Below are 19421 nucleotides of genomic sequence, written 5' to 3'. Positions count from 1 at the left end.
CGCCGATGACCAAATGCGATCAATACCCTTTCGGTGGCGTGTAGGTGACGCCGTAGGTCTCGCAGATCGCCTTGAGCCGGCCATCCGCGTTCAGTGCCGTGATCGCGTCCCCGATTGCATAGGCGAGGTCGCGGGAATCGGTCCTCACCGCCCCGCCGATCTCCCAGCGGGTCTTCACCAGCCCGGTCGAGGGGACCGTGGCGATCGGGTTGTCGTCCTTCGGGGCCTTCGCGGCGGACAGGGCCGCCTCGATCGCCGCGCGGGTGCCGGCCAGGATCGGCGCCTCGCCGGCCAGGTAGGCCTTCGCGGCCTCCTCGAAGCTCTTGTAATGCTTCAGGTTCGGCCGGAAGCGGCCGCCCTGCGCGGTGAGCAGCATCAGGTCGGCCGCGCTCGTGCCCTCCAGGGCCACGGGCTTGTCACCGATGTCGTCGAGCGTGGCGAAGCCCTCCAGCGCGTTCGTCCGGTACGCGAAGGCGATCTCCTGCTCGAAATACGGTGCGGTGAAGAACACCTGATCGTTGCGCAGGGCGAGCTGCCGGTCGGTCGGCACGTGCAGCATCAGGTCCGCGAGCGGCGTGCCGGCGAGGTCGCCGCGCCACAGGTTCAGGCGCAGGTCGCCGTCGACGTTCTCGCCGGCATCGGCGACCCGCAGGTCGAGCTTCACCTTCAGCGTCTCGGCGAGCGCGCGCGCGAGTTCGACGTCGATGCCGCGGGGCTTGCCCTTCTCCTCCTCGGAGAAGGGCGCGTTGTCGCCGTAGACCGCGACCCGCAGAGTCCCGTCGGCCGTAACTTGGTCGAGGGGACGTGCCACCGCCGCCGGCGCGAACCCGGCCGCAAGGAGCAGGCCGCAGAGTCCGAGCAGCACCGGGCGGCGCATCGCGGGCTGCCTATTCCTCATGCTTCGACTCGATGTAGCTCCGGATCGCCCACAGGCCTTCCTGGGAGATCACGCCGTCGAAGGCCGGCATCTTGGTCACGCCGTTGATGACGGCGCCGTGCTTCATGCGCTCGACGAAGTACTCGTCACCCTCCTTGCCCTGCGGCAGGTAGCGCAGGTCCGGCGCGAGGCCGCCCGAGATCATCTCCAGGCCGTGACAGCGGGCGCAGTTCTGGTTGAATCCGGAGGCGCCGATCGAGATCGCGTGGGCGTCGCCCTTGTAGGGGTTCTCGGCGACCCACTCGGTGCCGAGCGGCTTCAGGCCGTCGGTGTTGACCGGTTGCGGCTGGACGTCGCCGTGCCCGAAGGCGCCGCCGGCCCCGACGGCCAGCCCGAGCGCTACGAGCACGCCGCTCAGAGCCGTCTTCATCGTGCGCATTGGCCGCCTCCCTCGTCGTTGGGCGACGGTTATCAAGTGTCGGTGCTTCAACCCATTGTGCTTTGGTACGAACATCCAGCCAATGACTTGTGTTGCACTGCAATAAGACTGGCGTGTGCACCTTGGTCCAATATCGGCGGATTCCTCTTCGCTCATAGAGTCGCTGCAACGACACGTGTTTGCGGGATGGAGGAGACCGGCGGGGATGGAATCTTCCGGCGCGCGGCGGAAGACGGCCTGGGGACGGCTGCTGCCGGCCTGCCTGATCGCGCTCGCCCCGCTCGGAGGTCTTGCAGGCCGGTCCGCTCAGGCCTCACCCGCAGCGGGGCCGCCTTTGACCATCCACTACCTGGAGCGCCGGGTCGAGCGGCCGGTGCCGCTCAACAATGAGGATCCGATCCCGGACGACGAGGGCGCCAGGGGCGCGGAGCTCGGCCTAAAGGACTCCAACGCCACCGGCCGCTTCATCGGCCTGGCGTTCACCCTCGATACGAAGGTCGTTGAACCCGGCGACGACATCGGGGCGGCCTTCCGTGACATGCCGGATCGGCGCTTCGTGGTGCTCAACGCCCCGGCCGCGGACGTGCTGGCGGTGGCCGACCTGCCGGAATCCCGAGAGAGCGTGCTCCTGAACATCGGGGCGCCGGACACGCGGCTGCGCGACGCCGAGTGCCGGAAGAACCTGCTCCACGTCCTGCCCTCGCGGGCCATGCTCGCCGACGCCCTCGTCCAGTTCCTGGCGTTCAAGCGCTGGTCGCGCATCCTGCTGGTCGTGGGACCTGCGCCGGGCGATGCCCTCTACGCCGAGGCTCTGAAGCGGAGCGCCCGGAAGTTCGGCGCGCGCATCGTCGCGGAAACGCGCTACGATCCGAAGGGCGGCGATGTCCGCGACACCGCGCTCCGGGAATTCGCCCTGCCGACCCGAGGGCCGGAGCACGACGTGGTCGCGGTCGCCGACGAGGCCGGCGAGTTCGGGACGAGCCTGAACTACAACACCGCCTCGCCGCGGCCTCTGGTGGGCACCCAGGGGCTGACGGCCGCGGCCTGGGGTCGGCCCGTGGAGGCCTGGGCGGCGGTTCAGCTCCAAGGGCGGTTCCGCAAGCTCGCGGGGCGCACGATGCGGCCCGTCGACTGGGCCGGCTGGATGGCCGTCCACGCCGTCGGAGAGGCGGCGGTCAAGGCGCGAAGCACCGTGCCCGACACCGTCCGGACCATTCTGACGGCCCCGACCTTCGAGGTCGGCGGCTTCAAGGGCCGCCCTCTGAGCTTCCGGGCCTGGGACGGTCAGCTGCGCCAGCCGATCTTCCTGCTGTGGCCGGGCGCCGTCACCGCCACGGCGCCGATCGAGGGCTTCCTCCACCATCGCACGGAACTGGACACGCTCGGCCTCGGACGAGCCCGAGAGTGCCTGCCGGGCCTTTTCCGGACGGTCAGGATGAGCCGCCTCGCGCCCCTCGCGCTCCTGCTCTGCCTCGCCACGCCGGCGCGCGCCGAGGAGATCTTCATCTCGAACGAGCGTGACAACACCGTCTCGGTGATCGACGGCGGCAGCTTCGAGGTGCTGCGCACCTTCCCGGTGGGGCGCCGCCCGCGCGGGGTGACCTTTTCGAAGGACGGGCGCGCCCTCTATGTCTGCGCCAGCGATTCCGACGCCGTGCAGGTGATCGATCCGGATACCGGTCAGGTCCGGCACAACCTGCCCTCCGGCGAGGATCCCGAGCAGTTCGCCCTGGCCCCCGACGGCCGCACCCTGTTCATCGCCAACGAGGAGAACGCCACCACGACGGTGGTCGATGCGCAGACCCGCAGGGTCCTGGCGCAGATCGATGTCGGCATCGAGCCGGAGGGCGTGGCGGTCAGCCCGGACGGCGCCACCGCCGTCACGACCTCCGAGACCACCAATATGGTCCACTGGATCGACACCAGGACGCTCCAGGCCGTCGAAGCGACGCCGGTCGGCCAGCGGCCCCGGTTCGCGGCCTTCTCGGCGGACGGGACGCGGCTCTGGGCGTCGTCGGAGATCGGCGGCTCGGTCGCGGTGATCGACGTCGCGAGCCGCAAGGTGATCGAGACGATCGCCTTCGCCGTGAAGGGGATCGCGGCCGACCGGATCCAGCCGGTGGGGATTCAGCTCGCGAAGGATGGCCGCCACGCCTTCGTGGCGCTCGGTCCGTCCGACCGGGTCGCGGTGGTGAACACCGCGACTTTCCAGGTCGAGAGCTACATCCTGGTCGGGCGCCGGGTCTGGCAGCTCGCCCTGAACGCGGCCGGCACGCGGCTGTTCACGACTAACGGCGTCTCCGGGGACGTGACGGTGATCGACACCGAGACGTTCCGGCCGCTGCGCACCGTGAAGGTCGGCCGCTTCCCCTGGGGCGTGGCGGCCGGGCCGCCGGCGGATGCCAGGGCGCCGGACGGACGCGCCGCCGGGGCGGCGCCGTGAGGTCTTGCAGGTCGTACGCTGCGGCCTGTCTTCCCGTCCGGGCAGGATGGCTGCGCGCCGCACTCCTGATCACTATCCTTCTGCTGATCCTCCCGGCCCAGGCCGGCCAGCTCGATCGCGCCGCCCTCGAGACGTATTTTCCGCCGCCGCTCGTCGTCGGCGAGAAGGACGACGCGGTCCCGGTCTGGCCGATCCTGAAGCAGCAGGCCGGGTCCTACGAGGTCTTCGCCTACGCCTTCGAATCGATCGATCTCGCGCCGATCCCCGGCTTCGGCGGGACGCCGCCCGATCTGCTGGTGGCACTCGCCCCGGACGGCACCTTCCGGGACGTGAGGGTGATCAGTCAGCACGAGCCGGTCTTCCTGGAAGGGCTCGGCCCGGAGCCGCTCGTCGCCTTCGTCGAGCAATATGCCGGCCTCTCCGCCCGGCAGCCGATCCGGGTCGGGCGGCCCAATGCCCGATCGGCCGGCGCCTCGCCGCAGACAACCGTCGACGGCATCTCCATGGCCACGGCCTCGACGCGGGTGATCAACCAGTCGATCCTGGCCTCGGCCCTCGCGGTGGCGCGCCAGAAGCTCGGCTTCGGGGCCGGCGCTGTCGGCCTCAAGGTCGAGGCCAGGACCGACCTCGACCAGCCGCTCGGTCTCCCGGAGCTCCTCGCCCGGGGCTGGGTCAGGCGGCTCACGGTCACGAACGGCGATGCGGCCGCCGCCTTCAAGGGGACCGGCGTCGAGGATCGGGCCGACGGCCCGCCCGATGCGGTCCTGACCGATCTGTATGTCGCCTATCTCAACGTGCCGGCAATCGGCCGCAACCTGCTGGGCCAGCTCCGGTTCGACGCGCTCATGCGCGAACTCGGGCCCGGCAACCACGCCGTGATGGTGGTAAGCGCCGGACCGGAGGAGGCCCCCGAGAACCCGATCGGCGAGCGCTTCGTCCTGGGGGCCGTGCCGGACCGGCTCGCGGTGAGCCAAGGCGGTCTCATCGTGAACGCCCGGGACATGGCGGTGGAGCGCCGCGACGCCGGCCTGCCCGAGGGTCTGCCGCCGGGCAATTGGACCATCCTGCGGATCGATCAGGCGGCGGCCTTCGATCCGTCCGCGCCCTGGACGCTCACCGAGACGGTCGTGCGCGAGCGCGGGCAGATCCTGTCGGAGAAGATCGCCCGGACCTTCACGGTCGAGACCACGCTGCCCGCAGACCTGTTCACCCGAATTAAGCCGGCGGATGGCCCGAGCTGGATCGATCCCTGGATAGCCCGCGCGCCCGAACTCGGTTTGGTCGGGCTGATGCTGGCGGTGCTGGTGCCGGTCCTGGCGCGCCAGCGCGGGCTGGTGGCCAACCGGCGCCGCTTCGCGGACTTCCGGCTCGTCTTCCTGGCCCTCACGCTTGGCTTCGTCGGCTGGTACGCCCAGGCCCAGCTGTCGATCGTGACCCTCGTCGGCCTCGTGCGCGCCGCCACGGCGACCCACGACCTCGCCTTCCTGCTCTACGATCCGCCCTCCCTGCTGCTCTGGGCGTTCACGCTCGCCGCGCTCGTCGTCTGGGGCCGCGGCACCTTCTGCGGCTGGATGTGTCCCTTCGGCGCCCTGCAGGAATGCGTCGCCCTTCTGGCGCGGCCGCTGCGCATCCAGCCGATCACGGTTCCGGCGGGCCTCGACCGGGTTCTACGGCAGGTGAAGTACGGGGTGCTCGCCGGCATTCTCGTTGCGGCCGCCGCCGGTTCGCCGCTGGCCGATACGGTCTCGGAGATCGAGCCGTTCAAGACCGCCATCACGCTGTACTTCGTGCGCTCCTGGCCCTTCGTCGCCTACGCGGGCAGCCTGCTGGTGCTCAACCTCTTCGTCTACAAGGGCTTCTGCCGCTATCTGTGCCCGCTCGGCGCCGCCCTCGCCGTGCTCGGACGCGTGCGGGTGCTCGACTGGATCCCGCGCCGGGCCGAGTGCGGATCGCCCTGCCAGCTCTGCAAGGTCCGTTGCCGCTACGGCGCCATCGCGCCCTCCGGCCGCATCGATTATCCCGAGTGCTTCCAGTGCATGGACTGCGTCACGATCATCCAGGATCCCGCGCAGTGCGTGCCGCAGGTGATCGCACGCAAGCGGACGCGCCGGGCGGCCCCGCAGCCGGTCCCGGTCGCATGAGCCCGCACTGGCCGCGTGATCCGGCGCGCCGGCGCATTGTTGTCGGAGCCGCAGGCCTCGCCGGAGCCGCCGGGCTCGCGGCCTTCCGGGCCTCCGCGGCCGCCCGGGGACTGGCGCTCCGGACGCGCGCGGGCCTCGCCTTCGGCACCACCGTGGCGCTCACCGCGGCCGGTCCGGACGCGACCGTCGCCGAAGCCGCGTTGACCGATGGCTTCGCGGCCCTGCGTGCCGTTGAGCAAGCCGCCAGCCTGTTCCGTCCCGACAGCGCCCTGGCGCGGCTCAACCGCGACGGCGTCCTGACGGCGCCCGATCCGCACCTCGTCGCGCTGCTGCGCTTCGCCCTCGCCCTCGCGGCCGAGACCGGCGGCGCGTTCGACCCGACGGTGCAATCCCTCTGGCCGGTCTGGGCCGGCGCGGCCGCCCGGGGCACGCGACCGGACGACCGGGCGGTCGAGGCCGCCCTCCGCCAAGTCGGCTGGCATCGCGTCGGCCTCGAACCGGACCGGATCACCCTGGAGCCGGGCACGGCCCTGACCCTGAACGCCCTGATCCAGGGCTACGCCGCCGACCGGGTGATGGCGGCGCTCCGGGCCCGCGGCATCGGCGACGCGTTCGTGGATACCGGCGAGTTCGGCGCCGCGGGGGCGCATCCCGACGGCACACCGTGGCGCCTGGGCCTCGCCGATCCCCGCGACCCCGCCGCACTCGCTGCCGTGATCGCGCCGTTCACGGGCTTCGCCGCGACCTCCGGCGACTACAACATGAGCTTCTCGGACGACCGGGCGGACCACCACATCTTCGATCCGGCCAGCGGCCACTCACCGCGCTTCTTCTCGTCCGTCACCGTGACGGCGCCGACGGGGCTCCTGGCGGACGGCCTGTCGACCGCCTGCATGGTGCTCGGGCGCGAAGGCGGGATGCGGCTCGTCGGCGCTCATGCGGGCTGCGCCGTCCGATTCACCGATAAGACCTGACGGCCCACGAGGCGCCGTCCGCCGCGCACCGGCCGAGGCGGGGCCGCGTCGTGGCTGTCGTTTCCAGTCGGGAACACGTCGAGGATCGCAGCCGCACCGTCATTCCGGGGCGCCGCAGGCGAGCCCGGAATCCAGAGCCGCTGTCCATGCAGGATCTTGGCGCGTCAGCGGATCTGGATTCCGGGCTCCGCTACGCGGCCCCGGAATGACGTGGCGAGAACAGGATCCGGACGGCATCCTGCCCGACGTCTGATCCCCATGTGCGGAACCTCACCCGTAAGAGCCCCAGCCCGCTTGCTTCCAATCATGATGGGCGTCATGTTTCTCATACATGATGATCATCATGTTCAAGGATCGGAGATCGACCATGTCCAGCAAGCCAGCCGTTCTCGTTACGGGCGCCTCGTCGGGGATCGGCGCCGTCTACGCCGACCGCTTCGCCCATCGCGGCCACGACCTCGTCCTCGTCGCCCGCGACGGCGAACGGCTGAACGGCCTCGCCGAGCGCCTGCGCCGCGAGGCCGGCGTGACCGTCGACGTCGTTCAGGCGGATCTGACCCGGACGGAGGATCTCGTCCGCGTCGAGGCGCGCCTGCGCGAGGACGCCCGGATCGGCGTGCTGGTGAACAATGCGGGCGCGGCGCTCTCCGGGCACTTCGCCGAGCAGAGCCCGGATCAGACCGCCGCCCTCATCGGGCTCAACGTCACGGCCCTCACCCGGCTCGCCGGCGCGGTCGCGCCGCGCTTCGTCGCCGCCGGGACCGGCGCCATCATCAACATCGGCTCGGTGGTCGGCTTCGTCCCCGAATTCGGCATGGCGGTCTACGGCGCGACCAAGGCCTACGTGCAGTACCTCAGCCGGCGCTCCACCTCGAGGTCGGGTCGAAGGGCGTCTACGTCCAGGCGGTGCTGCCCGCCGCGACGCGGACCGAGATCTGGGGCCGCAGCGGCATCGACGTGAACGCCCTTCCGGCCGTTATGGAGACGGGCGATCTGGTCGACGCCGCCCTGGTCGGGTTCGACCGCCGCGAGACCGTGACCATCCCGCCGCTGCCCGATGACGGCCAGTGGCGCAGCTTCGACGCGGCGCGGGCCGCGATGATCCCGAATCTCGGCCAGACCCGTCCGGCGGAGCGCTACCGCAACGCGGCCTGATCGCCGCGATCCCGGCTCGGGCTGCCCGGGCCGGGCTCAAGCTTCGCGGCGCGCGTTCCAGAACACGAACTGGTCCTGGACGATGTCGCGGATCTCGCGCCGGTACGCGGTCCGGTAGAAGTACTGGCCGAGCGGCAGGTACGGCACCTGGACCATAGCCGCGGCCTGCAGGTCGCGGGCGATCCTCTGCCGCCCGGCCTCGTCCGGCGCCTCGATCCAGGCTTCCCGCAGCGTCTCGATCTCGGGGATATCCGGCCAGCCGAAGAAGCCCTTCTGGCCGCCGCACCGCAGCACCTGCTCGCCGACCGGGTTGGTCATGTCGAGGCCCACCCAAGTGGTGCTGAAGATGTTCCACCCGCCCTGGTCCGGCGGCGCCTTGCTGGCCCGGCGAGTCACCAGCGTGCCCCAGTCGGAGACGACGTACTGCACGTTCATCCCGAGGCGCTGGAGCAGGTCGTGCATCACCTCGCCCAGGGCGCCGAGCACGGGGTTGTCGCTGGCCGACATCAGCACGACGCGCTCGCCCTTGTAGCCGGCGGCGATCAGGTCCTTCTTCGCGCGCGCGAGGTCGCGCTTGCGCGTCAGGATGTCGAGGCCGGCATCGCTGGCCATTGACGTTCCGGGCGTGAAGATCCCGACGCCGGTGCGCCGGAGCTTCTCGTCGTCGCCCGCCGCGGCGGCCATGAAATCCTCCTGCGTCAGGGCTTCGAGGATCACGCGGCGGACCGCGGGCTTGTCGAAGGGCGGATAGAGGTGGTTCATCACGGCGGTGCCGAGATTGCCGAGGCGCCCGGCGAGCTGCGTCACGATCTGCGGGTTGCCCTGCAGGGACGGCAGCAGATCGTTGATCGGGTTCTCCCACCAATCGACCTCGCCGTTCTGCAGCGCGGCCGCGGCGGTGCCGGGATCGGGCATGACCTGCCACTCGACCCGCTCGAAATGCACCCGCTTCGGCCCGGCGGCCCAGGAGACCGTGCCGCTCTCGCGCGGCCGGTAATCCGGATTGCGATCGTAGACGACCCGGGCGCCGACCAGCCGCTCCTTGGTGTTGAACCGGAACGGGCCGGATCCGATCACCTCGGGGATCTGCTGCGCCGGGTCCGTGGCGGCCGGCGCTCGGGCATGATCACCAGAACGGGTGGCCCGAGCTTGGCCAGCGTCTCCAGCATCAGCCCGTAGGGCCGGTTCAGGCGGATGACGAAGCTGCGGTCGTCCGGCGCGCTCATGGCGTCGGTGCGGGCCATCAGCGCCTGGCCGAGGCTGTCGCGCTGCGCCCAGCGCCGGATCGACGCGATGCAGTCGCGGCCCCGGACCGGCTCGCCGTCGTGGAATGTCAGACCGTCGCGAAGACGGAAGGTCCAGAGCGTGCCGTCCGCCTCGACATTGTGCCCCTCGACCATCTGCGGTTGCGGCTTCAGCTGCGCGTCGAGGCCGTAGAGTTGGTCGAACACCATCAGCGCGTGGTGGCGGGTGATGTAGGCGGTGGTCGTGACCGGATCGGCGATCGTGAGATCGGATTGCGGCACGTAGCGCAGGACGCTGGCCCGTGCATTCTGGGCGAGCGCCGGGCGCGCCGGCAGGAACGGCAGGGTTCCGGCCGCGGCGGCACCGCGGAGAAAGGAACGTCGCAGCATGGTCTCGAACTCCGGACGCGGGCCCGCGCCGCAGGAATGTCCGGGCCGGAGCGGTCGCGGCATTCCGGACAAGGTGCGGACGTGGTGATGCTGCCAGGCTGCAAGAGACACGCCCCTCCCCATGCCCGCGGCGCAGACCCTGCATTCAGAATACTGCGGGATTAACCCCCGAGATCGAGAGGAGAGCGCGTGTGACCGAGGCGATGCAGCCGTATTGGCCGACGGGATCCTGGGAGGACGCGGATCCCGGCGCGGCCGGATTCGACGCCGGGCGTCTCGCGGAGGTGGTCGTTTACGCCGAGGCCAACGAGAGCGCTTGGCCGCGCAGCCTGTACTATCCCGACGGTCGCTATGTCGGGATCGTGGAGTGGAACGAGCGCGGGCCGTGGAGCGACATCGCCGGTCCGGTAAGCCCGCGCGGCGGGCCCGCCGGCGTGATCCTCAAGGGCGGCCGGCGCGTCGCCGCCTGGGGCGACACGCGCCGGCCGGACATGACCTTCTCGATCGCCAAGAGCTATCTGGCCGTCCTGGCCGGTCTCGCCCACGATGACGGGCTGATCCCCGACGTGGACGCGCCCGTCCGCGACAGCGTGCCGGATCCGCTGCTCGACGGACCGCAGAACGGCGCGATCACGTGGCGCCACCTGCTGCAGCAATCGAGCGAGTGGGAAGGCACCCTGTTCGGCAAGTCCGACCAGGTGGACCATCATCGCCAGATCGGCCCGGGGGCCGACAACAGCCGCAAGGGCGAGAAGCGGCCCTTGCGCCCGCCGGGCACGCATTACGAGTACAACGACGTGCGGGTGAACCTGCTGTCCTACTGCCTGATGCGCCGCTTCGGCCGCGCCCTGCCGGAGGTGCTGCGCACGCGGATCATGGACCCGATCGGCGCCTCGCAGGACTGGGCGTGGCATGGCTACGACAATGCCTGGGTCGAGATCGACGGCGCCCGGGTTCAGTCCGTGCCAGGCGGCGGCCACTGGGGCGGCGGCCTGTTCATCGGCGCCGACGACCATGCCCGGTTCGGGCTTCTCATCGCCCGCGGCGGCGACTGGAACGGGCGCCGGATCCTGTCGGAGGGCTGGATCCGCGCCATGCTGACCCCCTCGCCGACCCTCGACAGCTACGGCTATCTCTGGTGGCTGAACCGCGGCGCGGCGGCGAAGCCGCACCTGCCCGCCTCGGCCTTCAGTGCCCTCGGGGCCGGCAACAACGTCATCTGGTGCGATCCGGACCGCGACCTCGTCGCGGTCCTGCGCTGGATCGACAAGGCCGCTCTCGACGGCTTCCTGCTCCGCCTCGTGGCGGCGCTGCGGGATTAGGCCTGCGCCAGTGCCGCGATGGTCTCGGCCATCGCGCGCGCCCGGGGCACGAGCGTCGCGACCTCCAGATACTCCTCCGGCGAGTGCGCTTTCCCGCCGACCGGTCCCACGGCGCAGAGCGTCGGACAGCCGACGCTGGCGGTGAAGCCGGAATCGGCGCAGCCGCCGGCGAACTCGCCCGCGACCGGCGTGCCCTGCCGGGCACTGACCCGCGCGTAGGTCTCGAACAGCGCGCGCGAGGCCTCGTCCTGCACCAGCGGCAGGAACTCGCCCTTGATGGTCAGGTGCGCGGTGGTGTCGGGCACGGTTGATTCCGCCACGATCGCGGCGATCCGGTCCATGGCCGCCGCCCGATCCGGCGGGGTCACGTAGCGCAGGTCGATCTCGCAGGTCGCCCGCGGGGCCACGGTGTTCACCGACTGCCCGCCCGCGATCAGCCCGACATTCACCGTCGTACCGCGCTCCAGATCGGTGATCGCGTGGAAGGCAACGGTCTTGTGCGCGAGTTCCAGGATGGCGCTGCGCCCGTCGGCATAGTTGCCGCCGGAATGGGCAGCCTTGCCGCGAACCTCGAGGACCATGAACACGCCGCCCTTGCGGCCCGTGACGACGTTCCCGGTGGGGCGGCCGGGCTCGGAATTCAGCACCGCCCGGGCGCCGCGCGCGGTCTCCTCGATGATCGGCCGGCAGGCCGGCGAGCCGATCTCCTCGTCGCTGGTGAACAGGCCGACGAGCGGCACCGGCGCGCCGGCCCGGTGGAAGGCCGCGAGCACGAAGGCGTTCATCACGAGGCCCGCCTTCATGTCGGCGACGCCCGGCCCGTAGGCGCGGCCGTCCGCGATCCGGAACGGCCGATGGGCCACCTCGCCCTTCGGGAAGACCGTGTCGCGATGGCCCATCAGCACGACCGGTCGGTTGCCGCCGCCGGACCCGGCGACATGGGCCTTCAGCGCGTCGCCGTAGCCCTCCACCGGGACCGTCGTGACCGGGATGCCGTGACCGGCCAGGAACTCAGCGATGCGGGCGCCGACCGCGTCGACGCCCGGCTTGTCGTAGGAGCCGGAATCGATGTTCACCAGCCTCTCGAGGAGGGCCAGCATGGCGTCCTCCTGCGTGTCCAGCCAGCCGAGGGCGTCGGCGTCAGGTGCGGTCATGGGGATCCTCGAATGGAGCGCGTCGGATAACGGGCTCGAAGGTCTTTGCGCGCGGAGCGAAGCAACCCAGAGGCGCTCCGCTTGCGGAGGTCGCGCTGCCCTGGATGGCTTCGCTCCGCTCGCAAGGACGGCGCCGTTGCGCCGTGACCCCGCATGAAAAAAGGCGCGCCTATTCCACGGTGACGGATTTGGCGAGGTTTCTGGGCTGGTCGACGTCTTTGCCCATGATCACGGCGGTGTGGTAGGCCAGCAGCTGGATCGGCACCGCGTACACGATCGGCGCCACGCTCGGCTCCAGCGCCGGCATCGTCACCGTCGCCAGCGTCTCCAGACCGTGCGCCGCCGCGCCCTGCGCGTCCCCGATCAGCACGATCCGCCCGCCGCGCGCGGCCACCTCCTGCATGTTCGACACCGTCTTCTCGAACACCCCGTCGTGCGGCGCGATCACGATCACCGGCACGCTCGCGTCGATCAGCGCGATCGGACCGTGCTTCAGCTCGCCCGCCGCGTAGCCCTCCGCGTGGATGTAGCTGATCTCCTTCAGCTTCAGCGCACCCTCCAGCGCCATCGGGTAGCTCGTGCCCCGGCCCAGATACAGAACGTCCCGCGCCTGCGCGACCTCGCGCGCCAGACCGGCGATCGCGCCCTCGTGGGCCAGCGCCTCCGCCATCAGACCCGGCACCCGGATCAGCGCCTCAACCAGCCGCGCCTCGCCCGACGCGTCCAGCGTGCCCCGCGCCCGCCCCGCCGCGATCGCCAGGCACAACAGAACGGTGAGCTGGCACGAGAACGCCTTCGCCGAGGCCACCCCGATCTCCGGACCCGCCAGCGTCGGCATCACCACCGACGATTCCCGCGCGATCGTCGAGCTCGGCACGTTGACCACGCTCAGCGTGTGCTGGCCCTGGCTCCTGGCGTAGCGCAGCGAGGCCAGCGTGTCGGCGGTCTCGCCCGATTGCGAGATCACCAGCGTCAGCCCGTCCCGCTAGCGGCGCCTCGCGGTAGCGCGCCTCGGAGGCCACGTCGATCTCCACCGGCAGCCGCGCCAGCTGCTCGAACCAGTAGCGCGCCACCAGACCGGCATAGTACGCCGTGCCGCAGGCGGTGATGTACACCCGGCTGAGCTTCGCGAAGTCGAACGGCAGCGCTTCGGGCAGCACCACCCGGCTGTTGGCCAGGTCGACGTAGTGGGCCAGCGTCCGGCCGACCACCTCGGGCTGCTCGTGGATCTCCTTGGCCATGAAGTGGCGATACGCGCCCTTGTCGATCCGGTAGGCCTGGGTGGCGATCGTCTGGCGCGGGCGCTGAACGACCGCCCCGGACGCGTCGCGGATCTCGGCGCCGTCGCGGGCGAGGATCGCCCAGTCGCCCTCGTCGAGATAGGTGATCGCGTCGGTGAAGGGGGCCAGCGCCAGGGCGTCGGAGCCGAGATACATCGCGCCCGCGCCGAAGCCGATCGCCAGCGGCGCGCCGTGGCGGGCGCCGATCAGCAGGTTGTCCTCACCGGCGAACAGGAAGGCGAGCGCGAAGGCGCCGCGCAGCCGCGGCAGGGCGGCTTCGACCGCCGCCACCGGCCCGAGGCCCTGGTCGATGGCGCGGCTGACGAGCTGGGCGACGACCTCGGTGTCGGTCTCGGTCTCGAACACGACGCCGTCGGCCTCGAGCTCCTGCTTCAGCGCGCGGAAGTTCTCGATGATGCCGTTGTGCACGACCGCGAGGTGCCGTGTGGCGTGGGGGTGGGCGTTGGTCTCGTTGGGCCGGCCGTGAGTGGCCCAGCGGGTGTGGCCGATGCCGATCGTGCCGGTGAGCGGCTCCTGCGCGAGCTTGGCCTCGAGGTTGGCGAGCTTGCCGGCGGCGCGGCGGCGTGCCAGCCGGCCGTGCTCGAGGGTGGCCAGCCCGGCGGAGTCGTAGCCGCGGTATTCGAGCCGGCGCAGGGCCTCGATCACCTGCCCCGCCACCGCGTCGCGCCCGACGATGCCGACGATGCCGCACATGGTTGTGTCTCTCGCTCTCGCGCCCGGAGCGCCGCGCAATCGTGCCGCGCGGCGCTCGGGCTGCCCCGCTCAGCGCGGCGCCAAGCGTGAGTTGTACCGGATGGGGGCGGCGCAGAGCGAGTCCCGGCCCCGCTCGGGACTTCCGCGGCCCCGAATCAGGAGCTTTTGCCGCGCCGTGCCTTCTCGGCCTGCAGGGCGGCGCGCTTCTCCCTGGCCCAGCCGGGCTTCGTCGCCTGCCGGCCGCGCGCGACCGCCATGGCGTCCGCCGGAACGTCGTCGGTGATCACCGAACCCGAGCCGATATAGGCCCCCTCCCCCACCGTGACCGGCGCCACGAGGGCCGAGTTCGAGCCGATGAAGGCGTTCGCGCCGATGGTGGTCCGGTGCTTGAGCACGCCGTCGTAATTGCAGGTGATCGTGCCGGCCCCGACATTGGCCTTCGCGCCGATCTCGGCGTCGCCGAGATAGGTGAGGTGCGCGGCCTTGGCGCCTGCGCCCATATGGGCGTTCTTCAGCTCGACGAAATTGCCGAGCTCGGCGCCGGTCTCCAGCACGGCGTGGCCGCGCAGCCGCACGAACGGTCCGATCCCGACGTCCGCCTCGAGTCGCGTATCTGTCAGATGCGCGAAGGCCCGCACGGTGCAGCCGTCCCCGACGCGCACCCCCGGCCCGAAGACCACGTTCGGCTCCACGATGACGTCGCGTCCGAGCACGGTGTCGTGGCTGAGGAAGACCGTCTCGGGTGCGATCAGGGTGGCGCCGCCGAGCATGGCGCTGCGGCGCAGCCGGTCCTGGATCGCGGCCTCCGCGACGCTGAGCTGCGCCCGGTCATTGACGCCTTGCGCCTCCGCCTCGTCCACCGGCACGACGGTGACCGCGAGCCCGTCGGCGACCGCGAGCGCCACGGCGTCGGGTAGGTAGTACTCGCCGGCGGCGTTGTCGTTGCCGATGCGGGTGAGCAGCGCCAGGGCGTGGGGGCCCGACAGTGCCATCAACCCGGCATTGCAGAGCGTCACGGCCCGCTCGGCCGCGCTGGCATCCTTCTCCTCGCGGATCGCCAGGACTCGGCTGCCTTCGGTCAGCACCCGCCCGTAACCGGTGGGAGTCGCGGTCTCGAAGGCCAGCACCGCGACCGCCGCGCCATCGGCCAGCGGTGCCCGCAGCCTCAGGAACGTCTCGGCGGTGATCAAAGGCGTGTCGCCGAAGGCGATGACCACGTCGTCGTCCGGATCGGCGAGCACGTCCCGCGCCGCCAGCACCGCGTGGGCAGTGCCCAGCCGCTCGGCCTGCGGAAAGACCTGCGCGCCGGGAGCCTGCCGGGCGATCTCGGCGGCGACGTCGTCGCGGCCGGGCTCGGCCACCACGGCGATCCGGCCGGCGCCCGCCGCCTGCACGGCGGCCAGCACGTGGCCGAGCATGCTGCGGCCCGCGATCCGATGCAGCACCTTCGGCAGGTCCGAGCGCATGCGCGTGCCCTTCCCGGCCGCCAGCACGATGGCGGTGAGGCTGCGGGACGGTGTTCCGGTCGCGGTCATGGCAGGTCCAGGCGTCGTCATTCGGCGCCACGGATGGGCCGGACGGCGGTTTCGCGCAAGCCCGGCCGTTGGCTCAGCGCGGCGCCAAGCTTTCGCTCAGCGCAGGGCCAGGGCGGCGTGGTGGGCGGATCCGTGGGCGAAATGCTCGCGGCGGCGCTCGATCGAGCTCGGGATCCGCAGCGATTCCCGGTACTTCGCCACGGTGCGCCGGGCGATGTCGACGCCCTCGCTGCGCAACTTCTGCACCAGCGCATCGTCGGAGAGCACGTCGGCCGGCGTCTCGCCGTCGACGAGCTGCTTGATGCGGTGGCGCACGGCCTCCGAGGAATGCGCCGCCATGCCGGCCGCACCGGGGATCGCCGCGGTGAAGAAGTATTTCATCTCCAGGGTGCCGCGGCTCGTGCCGATCGCCTTGTTGGAGGTGACGCGCGACACCGTCGATTCGTGCATGCCGATCGCTTCCGCCACCGTCTTCAGGTTGAGCGGGCGCAGATGCGTGACGCCGTGGACGAAGAATCCGTCCTGCTGGCGCACGATCTCGGTGGCGACCTTGAGGATGGTGCGGGCGCGCTGCTCCAGGGAGCGGGTCAGCCAGTTGGCGTTCTGCAGGGCCTCCGACAGGAAGGCCTTGTCGCCCTCCGCCGAGGCGCCGCGCACGACCCGGGCATAGTAGCTCTGGTTCACCAGCACCCGCGGCAGGGCCTCGCCGTTGAGCTCGACCAGCCAGGACCCGTCGGGGGCGGCGCGCACGAACACGTCGGGCACCAGCACCTCGACCGCGCTCGACCCGAAGGCCCGTCCCGGCTTGGGGTCGAGGCGGCGGATCTCGCCCAGCATGTCGGCGAGATCCTCGTCGCCGACGCCGCACAGACGGCGCAGGGCCGCGAAATCGCGCTTGGCCACGAGATCGAGACGGGAGACCAGGGCCTGCATGGCCGGATCGAACCGGTCGCGCTCGCGCAGCTGGATCGCGAGGCATTCCGCGAGATCCCGAGCCGCGATTCCGGGCGGGTCGAAGGTCTGCACGAGGGACAGCACGCGCGTCACCAGAGCCGGGTCGGCCCCGAGACGCTCGGCCACGCCGTCGATGCCCTCGCGCAGGTAGCCGGCCTCATCGACGGCGTCGATCAGGAAGCCGCCGATCAGGCGCTCGGCGGGATCGCGTGTCGCCAGCTCGAGCTGGCTCGCGAGGTGGTCGCGCAGCGACGTCTCGGCCGTGAGACTGGCCTCGAAATCCGGCGCTTCGGCGTCGAAGCTGCCGCCGGCGCTGCCGTAGGGCGGCGGTGTCAGCGAGAGCATGTCGCCGCCGCCCGCCTCGCGCGCCTGGACCGGCGCCTCGTCGGGAAAGACGTTGTCGAGCCGCGTGTCGAAGTCGCCCTCGATCTCGCCGCGGCTCGCATTCAGCTCAGTGGAGAGCCAGGAATCGGGCTCCGGCGCCTCGAAGCCGTCGGCATGCGACTCGTCTTGGTGAGAGCCGGATTCCGAGGCGTCGCCTGCGCCCGACAGCTCGGGCTCGGCACGCTCGAGGAGCGGGTTCCGCTCCAGCTCGGCCTCGACATACGAGGCAAGATCGAGCTGCGACAGTTGCAGGAGCTTGATCGCTTGCAGGAGCTGCGGCGTCATCACCAGGGCCTGGCCCTGACGCACTTCCAGCCGTTGCACCAAACTCATGCGAGGCCCCGATGCCCTTCCAGCGCGGTTCACCAGCCCGAGCGGCGGTGCTCACGGCATGGTTCTTGCTTGTCTTGCTGCGCCGTGTGTAGACCGATGGAGAGCGCACGTCAAAGCGCGGCGACGTACTCGGGTGTTGGCAAGTGCAGGCCGCGCGGCGCACGTAGCAAAGCAGCCACATCGGCACGGCTGCCTGGGCCAATCTGAGGATCGGTCTTTAAGGAAGCTTTGCATTCCGCATCGGGGCCGATTCTCGTGTGTTGCCCGTTCTTCCGAGATCTCTGGTTTGTCTGATAGCGGACGCTCCCTGCATAACGTGCAATATCCGCTCGCGTTCGTGCGGTGATCCGAGCAGTCTCGCCGTGACGCTTCGTCTCACCAAACTGTGTCGGCGCGTTTTCGGCTGCTTCTGCGCACCTCACGGCGATGGCTCATCAGAACAGCTTGCTGGCGTCCCTCTCCGAGGCGGACAACGCGCTGCTCGCGCCGCATCTCGAACCTATCGAACTGCCCCTCGGGATGGTTCTGGTGGAACCGGCCAAAGTCATTGCGCATGCCATCTTCATCGAGACCGGCCTGTGCTCGGTGGTTTCGGGCCTGGCGGAGGGCGGACGCGTCGAGGTCGGATTGTTCGGCCGTGACGGCATGGCGGTGCCGACGCTGATCCTGGGTGTCGATACGATTCCCCACCAGATCTTCATGCAGGTCGCGGGCCGCGGGCAACGTATTCCCGTCGCGGCCCTGCGCGCGGCCGCCGAGGCCAGCCGGTCACTGCGCGATCTGCTGCTGCGCTACGTGCAGACCTTCCTGGTGCAGGTCGCCCAGACCGCCATCGCCAATGCCGGCACGCCGGCTGAGGAGCGGCTCGCGCGCTGGTTGCTGATGTACCACGATCGCCAGGACGGGGACGATCTGTCGGTCACGCACGAGTTTCTATCGATCATGCTCGGTGTCCGCCGCCCCACTGTCACGGTGGCGATCCACACGCTGGAAGGGGCCGGGCTGATCCGGGCCCGGCGCGGGCGCATCCGTGTGCTGAGCCGCGCGCGGCTGGAGCAGGCGGCCGGCAACACGTACGGTCCCGCGGAGGCCGAGTACGAGCGCCTGATCGGGCCGCTCAGGGCGCCTCACGGAACGCTGGCGTAGGGCACCTCCGCCACGACAGCACCGCCCTCGTCGGTGATCACGAACGTGTCGGCCCGCCAACGGCGCGGCGCGCCGTAGATGTGAGGCAGGCGCCGCATTTCGCCGACGATCTCGCGGGCGAGCGCCTGGGCGGCGGCCCCGTCGGGCAACTCGTCGCCTTCCTCGTCTTGGATCAGCGTGCCGTGCCGACGAACGTTCAGGTAGAAGCGGGGCAGGTCTTCCCTCCATGATCCTCATTCGGGATCGGCCGCCGCGCCGTCCCGGCATCCTGACTTTCAGGACCTTCCTGCTGAGCGATCGTGCCGCCAGCGACCGAAGGCGGCGCTCGCCGCGAAATGCCGCAGGCCTAGTTCCCCGCGGCGGCCCCTTCCATTGGACCTTCGTGCAAGCCTGGAAGCAGGGCTGCGCCGCGCCCGCGCTCGGAATGGCGGCGCGGCCGCCTTGATGCAGGGCCAGCTTTCTCCTAGGGAGTGTGTACTTTCCGACAGTCGCGAGCGGCTGCCGGAGGATTCCCGTCACCTTGTGTCCGCTGGAGAGGCACCCGTGCCTGGGTGAACAGCCGGTCCTGCGGCTCGGGGCCGGTGTGGTTCGACCCACACACAGGTTAGCGACAGGGGATGGGGGGCGGATCACGCTCCGTGTTTGCCCGTGAGGCTCCGCGCCGTGCGCTACTTCACCGACTTCATCGAAGGCCAGGACGTGTCCCGCGACGAGGAGGGGCTGGATTTCGCCGAGCGGCAGGAAGCCTGCCGCTCGGCGGCGGAAGCTCTGGTCGAGGCCGCGCACGACCTGCTCCGCGGCAAGCCGAAGCTTCCGCCGCCCGGCGGCGCCGCCGGTCTGCAGCTGGAGGCCCAGGTTCGGGACGAGGCCGGCACCGTCGTCTTCCGTGCCCGCCTCGCCCTCGATCTGGAGTGGCAGCCCGCAATCGACTGATCC

12 protein-coding genes and 4 pseudogenes are annotated in these 19421 nt (G+C 70.8%); 8 read left to right on the top strand and 8 right to left on the bottom strand.

What is annotated here, in order from left to right; genetic code table 11:
* Positions 1-19: 19 nt before the first annotated feature.
* On the bottom strand, positions 20-898 hold the full coding sequence (locus M6G65_RS01960) for a substrate-binding periplasmic protein (RefSeq protein WP_250103497.1): 879 nt from the start codon (positions 896-898) through the stop codon (positions 20-22).
* Positions 888-1307 (bottom strand): cytochrome c-550 PedF, encoded by a 420-nt coding sequence (gene pedF, locus M6G65_RS01955; RefSeq protein WP_238199731.1) that lies wholly within the window; start codon positions 1305-1307, stop codon positions 888-890. The genes M6G65_RS01960 and pedF overlap by 11 nt, the downstream gene beginning before the upstream one ends.
* 214 nt (positions 1308-1521) lie before the next feature.
* On the opposite strand from pedF, the pseudogene M6G65_RS01950 reads away from it, so the two are divergent.
* The 5 genes and pseudogenes from M6G65_RS01950 to M6G65_RS01930 all read left to right on the top strand — a co-directional run bounded on the left by M6G65_RS01950 (position 1522) and on the right by M6G65_RS01930 (position 8029).
* Positions 1522-2755, top strand: a pseudogene (locus M6G65_RS01950) (ABC transporter substrate-binding protein).
* Positions 2752-3759, top strand: coding sequence for a PQQ-dependent catabolism-associated beta-propeller protein (locus M6G65_RS01945; protein ID WP_250103496.1), 1008 nt, complete (start codon positions 2752-2754; stop codon positions 3757-3759). Before M6G65_RS01950 ends, M6G65_RS01945 begins: the two are co-directional and overlap by 4 nt.
* A complete protein-coding gene (locus M6G65_RS01940) occupies positions 3756-5900 on the top strand; it encodes a 4Fe-4S binding protein (RefSeq protein WP_238199722.1) in 2145 nt (714 codons plus the stop codon). Before M6G65_RS01945 ends, M6G65_RS01940 begins: the two co-directional genes overlap by 4 nt.
* Positions 5897-6874 carry an FAD:protein FMN transferase gene (locus M6G65_RS01935; protein WP_250103495.1) on the top strand — a complete coding sequence of 326 codons (978 nt, stop codon included), beginning with the start codon at positions 5897-5899 and terminating at the stop codon, positions 6872-6874. Before M6G65_RS01940 ends, M6G65_RS01935 begins: the two co-directional genes overlap by 4 nt.
* Positions 6875-7241: 367 nt before the next feature.
* Positions 7242-8029: pseudogene (locus M6G65_RS01930) on the top strand (SDR family NAD(P)-dependent oxidoreductase).
* A 36-nt stretch (positions 8030-8065) separates the two neighbouring features.
* Here M6G65_RS01930 and M6G65_RS01925 read toward each other — a convergent pair.
* Positions 8066-9663 (bottom strand): annotated as a pseudogene (locus M6G65_RS01925) (ABC transporter substrate-binding protein).
* 191 nt (positions 9664-9854) lie between these two features.
* Between M6G65_RS01925 and M6G65_RS01920 the strand changes: the two are divergent.
* The gene (locus tag M6G65_RS01920) at positions 9855-10985 is read left to right on the top strand and encodes a serine hydrolase domain-containing protein (RefSeq protein WP_238199727.1); all 1131 of its coding nucleotides are present in this window, start codon (positions 9855-9857) and stop codon (positions 10983-10985) included.
* Here M6G65_RS01920 and M6G65_RS01915 read toward each other — a convergent pair.
* The 4 genes and pseudogenes from M6G65_RS01915 to rpoN all read right to left on the bottom strand — a co-directional run bounded on the left by M6G65_RS01915 (position 10982) and on the right by rpoN (position 17339).
* The gene (locus M6G65_RS01915; RefSeq protein WP_238199729.1) at positions 10982-12139 is read right to left on the bottom strand and encodes a M20 family metallopeptidase; all 1158 of its coding nucleotides are present in this window, start codon (positions 12137-12139) and stop codon (positions 10982-10984) included. The genes M6G65_RS01920 and M6G65_RS01915 overlap by 4 nt on opposite strands.
* Before the next feature lie 169 nt (positions 12140-12308).
* A pseudogene (glmS, locus tag M6G65_RS01910) lies at positions 12309-14133 on the bottom strand (glutamine--fructose-6-phosphate transaminase (isomerizing)).
* Positions 14134-14288: 155 nt separating this feature from the next.
* Complete coding sequence (gene glmU, locus M6G65_RS01905; protein ID WP_238198174.1) at positions 14289-15668, bottom strand: bifunctional UDP-N-acetylglucosamine diphosphorylase/glucosamine-1-phosphate N-acetyltransferase GlmU; 1380 nt, start codon at positions 15666-15668, stop codon at positions 14289-14291.
* 96 nt (positions 15669-15764) lie between these two features.
* Complete coding sequence (gene rpoN / locus M6G65_RS01900; RefSeq protein ID WP_250103494.1) at positions 15765-17339, bottom strand: RNA polymerase factor sigma-54; 1575 nt, start codon at positions 17337-17339, stop codon at positions 15765-15767.
* Between the two features lie 426 nt (positions 17340-17765).
* Between rpoN and M6G65_RS01895 the strand changes: the two genes are divergently transcribed.
* The gene (locus M6G65_RS01895; protein ID WP_238198178.1) at positions 17766-18485 is read left to right on the top strand and encodes a Crp/Fnr family transcriptional regulator; all 720 of its coding nucleotides are present in this window, start codon (positions 17766-17768) and stop codon (positions 18483-18485) included.
* Here M6G65_RS01895 and M6G65_RS01890 read toward each other — a convergent pair.
* Positions 18467-18634: a DUF6894 family protein gene (locus M6G65_RS01890; RefSeq protein ID WP_238198180.1), complete on the bottom strand. Its 168-nt coding sequence runs from the start codon at positions 18632-18634 to the stop codon at positions 18467-18469. The two genes, M6G65_RS01895 and M6G65_RS01890, sit on opposite strands and share 19 nt — an antisense overlap.
* Positions 18635-19133: 499 nt before the next feature.
* On the opposite strand from M6G65_RS01890, the gene M6G65_RS01885 reads away from it, so the two are divergent.
* A complete protein-coding gene (locus tag M6G65_RS01885; RefSeq protein WP_238198182.1) occupies positions 19134-19418 on the top strand; it encodes a DUF6894 family protein in 285 nt (94 codons plus the stop codon).
* The last annotated feature ends 3 nt before the right edge of the window (positions 19419-19421 follow it).

Origin of the sequence: Methylobacterium tardum (assembly GCF_023546765.1) — a bacterium.
Lineage (GTDB): Bacteria > Pseudomonadota > Alphaproteobacteria > Rhizobiales > Beijerinckiaceae > Methylobacterium > Methylobacterium tardum.
The sequence above is the reverse complement of the archived record's forward strand: the minus strand, read 5'-3'. Positions and strand labels throughout refer to the sequence as shown.

Excerpts from the sequence above, each read along its gene's own strand:
- M6G65_RS01935 (WP_250103495.1), top strand. The coding sequence starts at position 5,897 with ATGAGCCCGCACTGGCCGCGTGATCCGGCGCGCCGGCGCATTGTTGTC.
- M6G65_RS01960 (WP_250103497.1), bottom strand. The coding sequence starts at position 898 with ATGAGGAATAGGCAGCCCGCGATGCGCCGCCCGGTGCTGCTCGGACTC.
- M6G65_RS01945 (WP_250103496.1), top strand. The coding sequence starts at position 2,752 with ATGAGCCGCCTCGCGCCCCTCGCGCTCCTGCTCTGCCTCGCCACGCCG.
- M6G65_RS01895 (WP_238198178.1), top strand. The coding sequence starts at position 17,766 with ATGGCTCATCAGAACAGCTTGCTGGCGTCCCTCTCCGAGGCGGACAAC.
- glmU (WP_238198174.1), bottom strand. The coding sequence starts at position 15,668 with ATGACCGCGACCGGAACACCGTCCCGCAGCCTCACCGCCATCGTGCTG.
- rpoN (WP_250103494.1), bottom strand. The coding sequence starts at position 17,339 with ATGAGTTTGGTGCAACGGCTGGAAGTGCGTCAGGGCCAGGCCCTGGTG.
- M6G65_RS01915 (WP_238199729.1), bottom strand. The coding sequence starts at position 12,139 with ATGACCGCACCTGACGCCGACGCCCTCGGCTGGCTGGACACGCAGGAG.
- pedF (WP_238199731.1), bottom strand. The coding sequence starts at position 1,307 with ATGAAGACGGCTCTGAGCGGCGTGCTCGTAGCGCTCGGGCTGGCCGTC.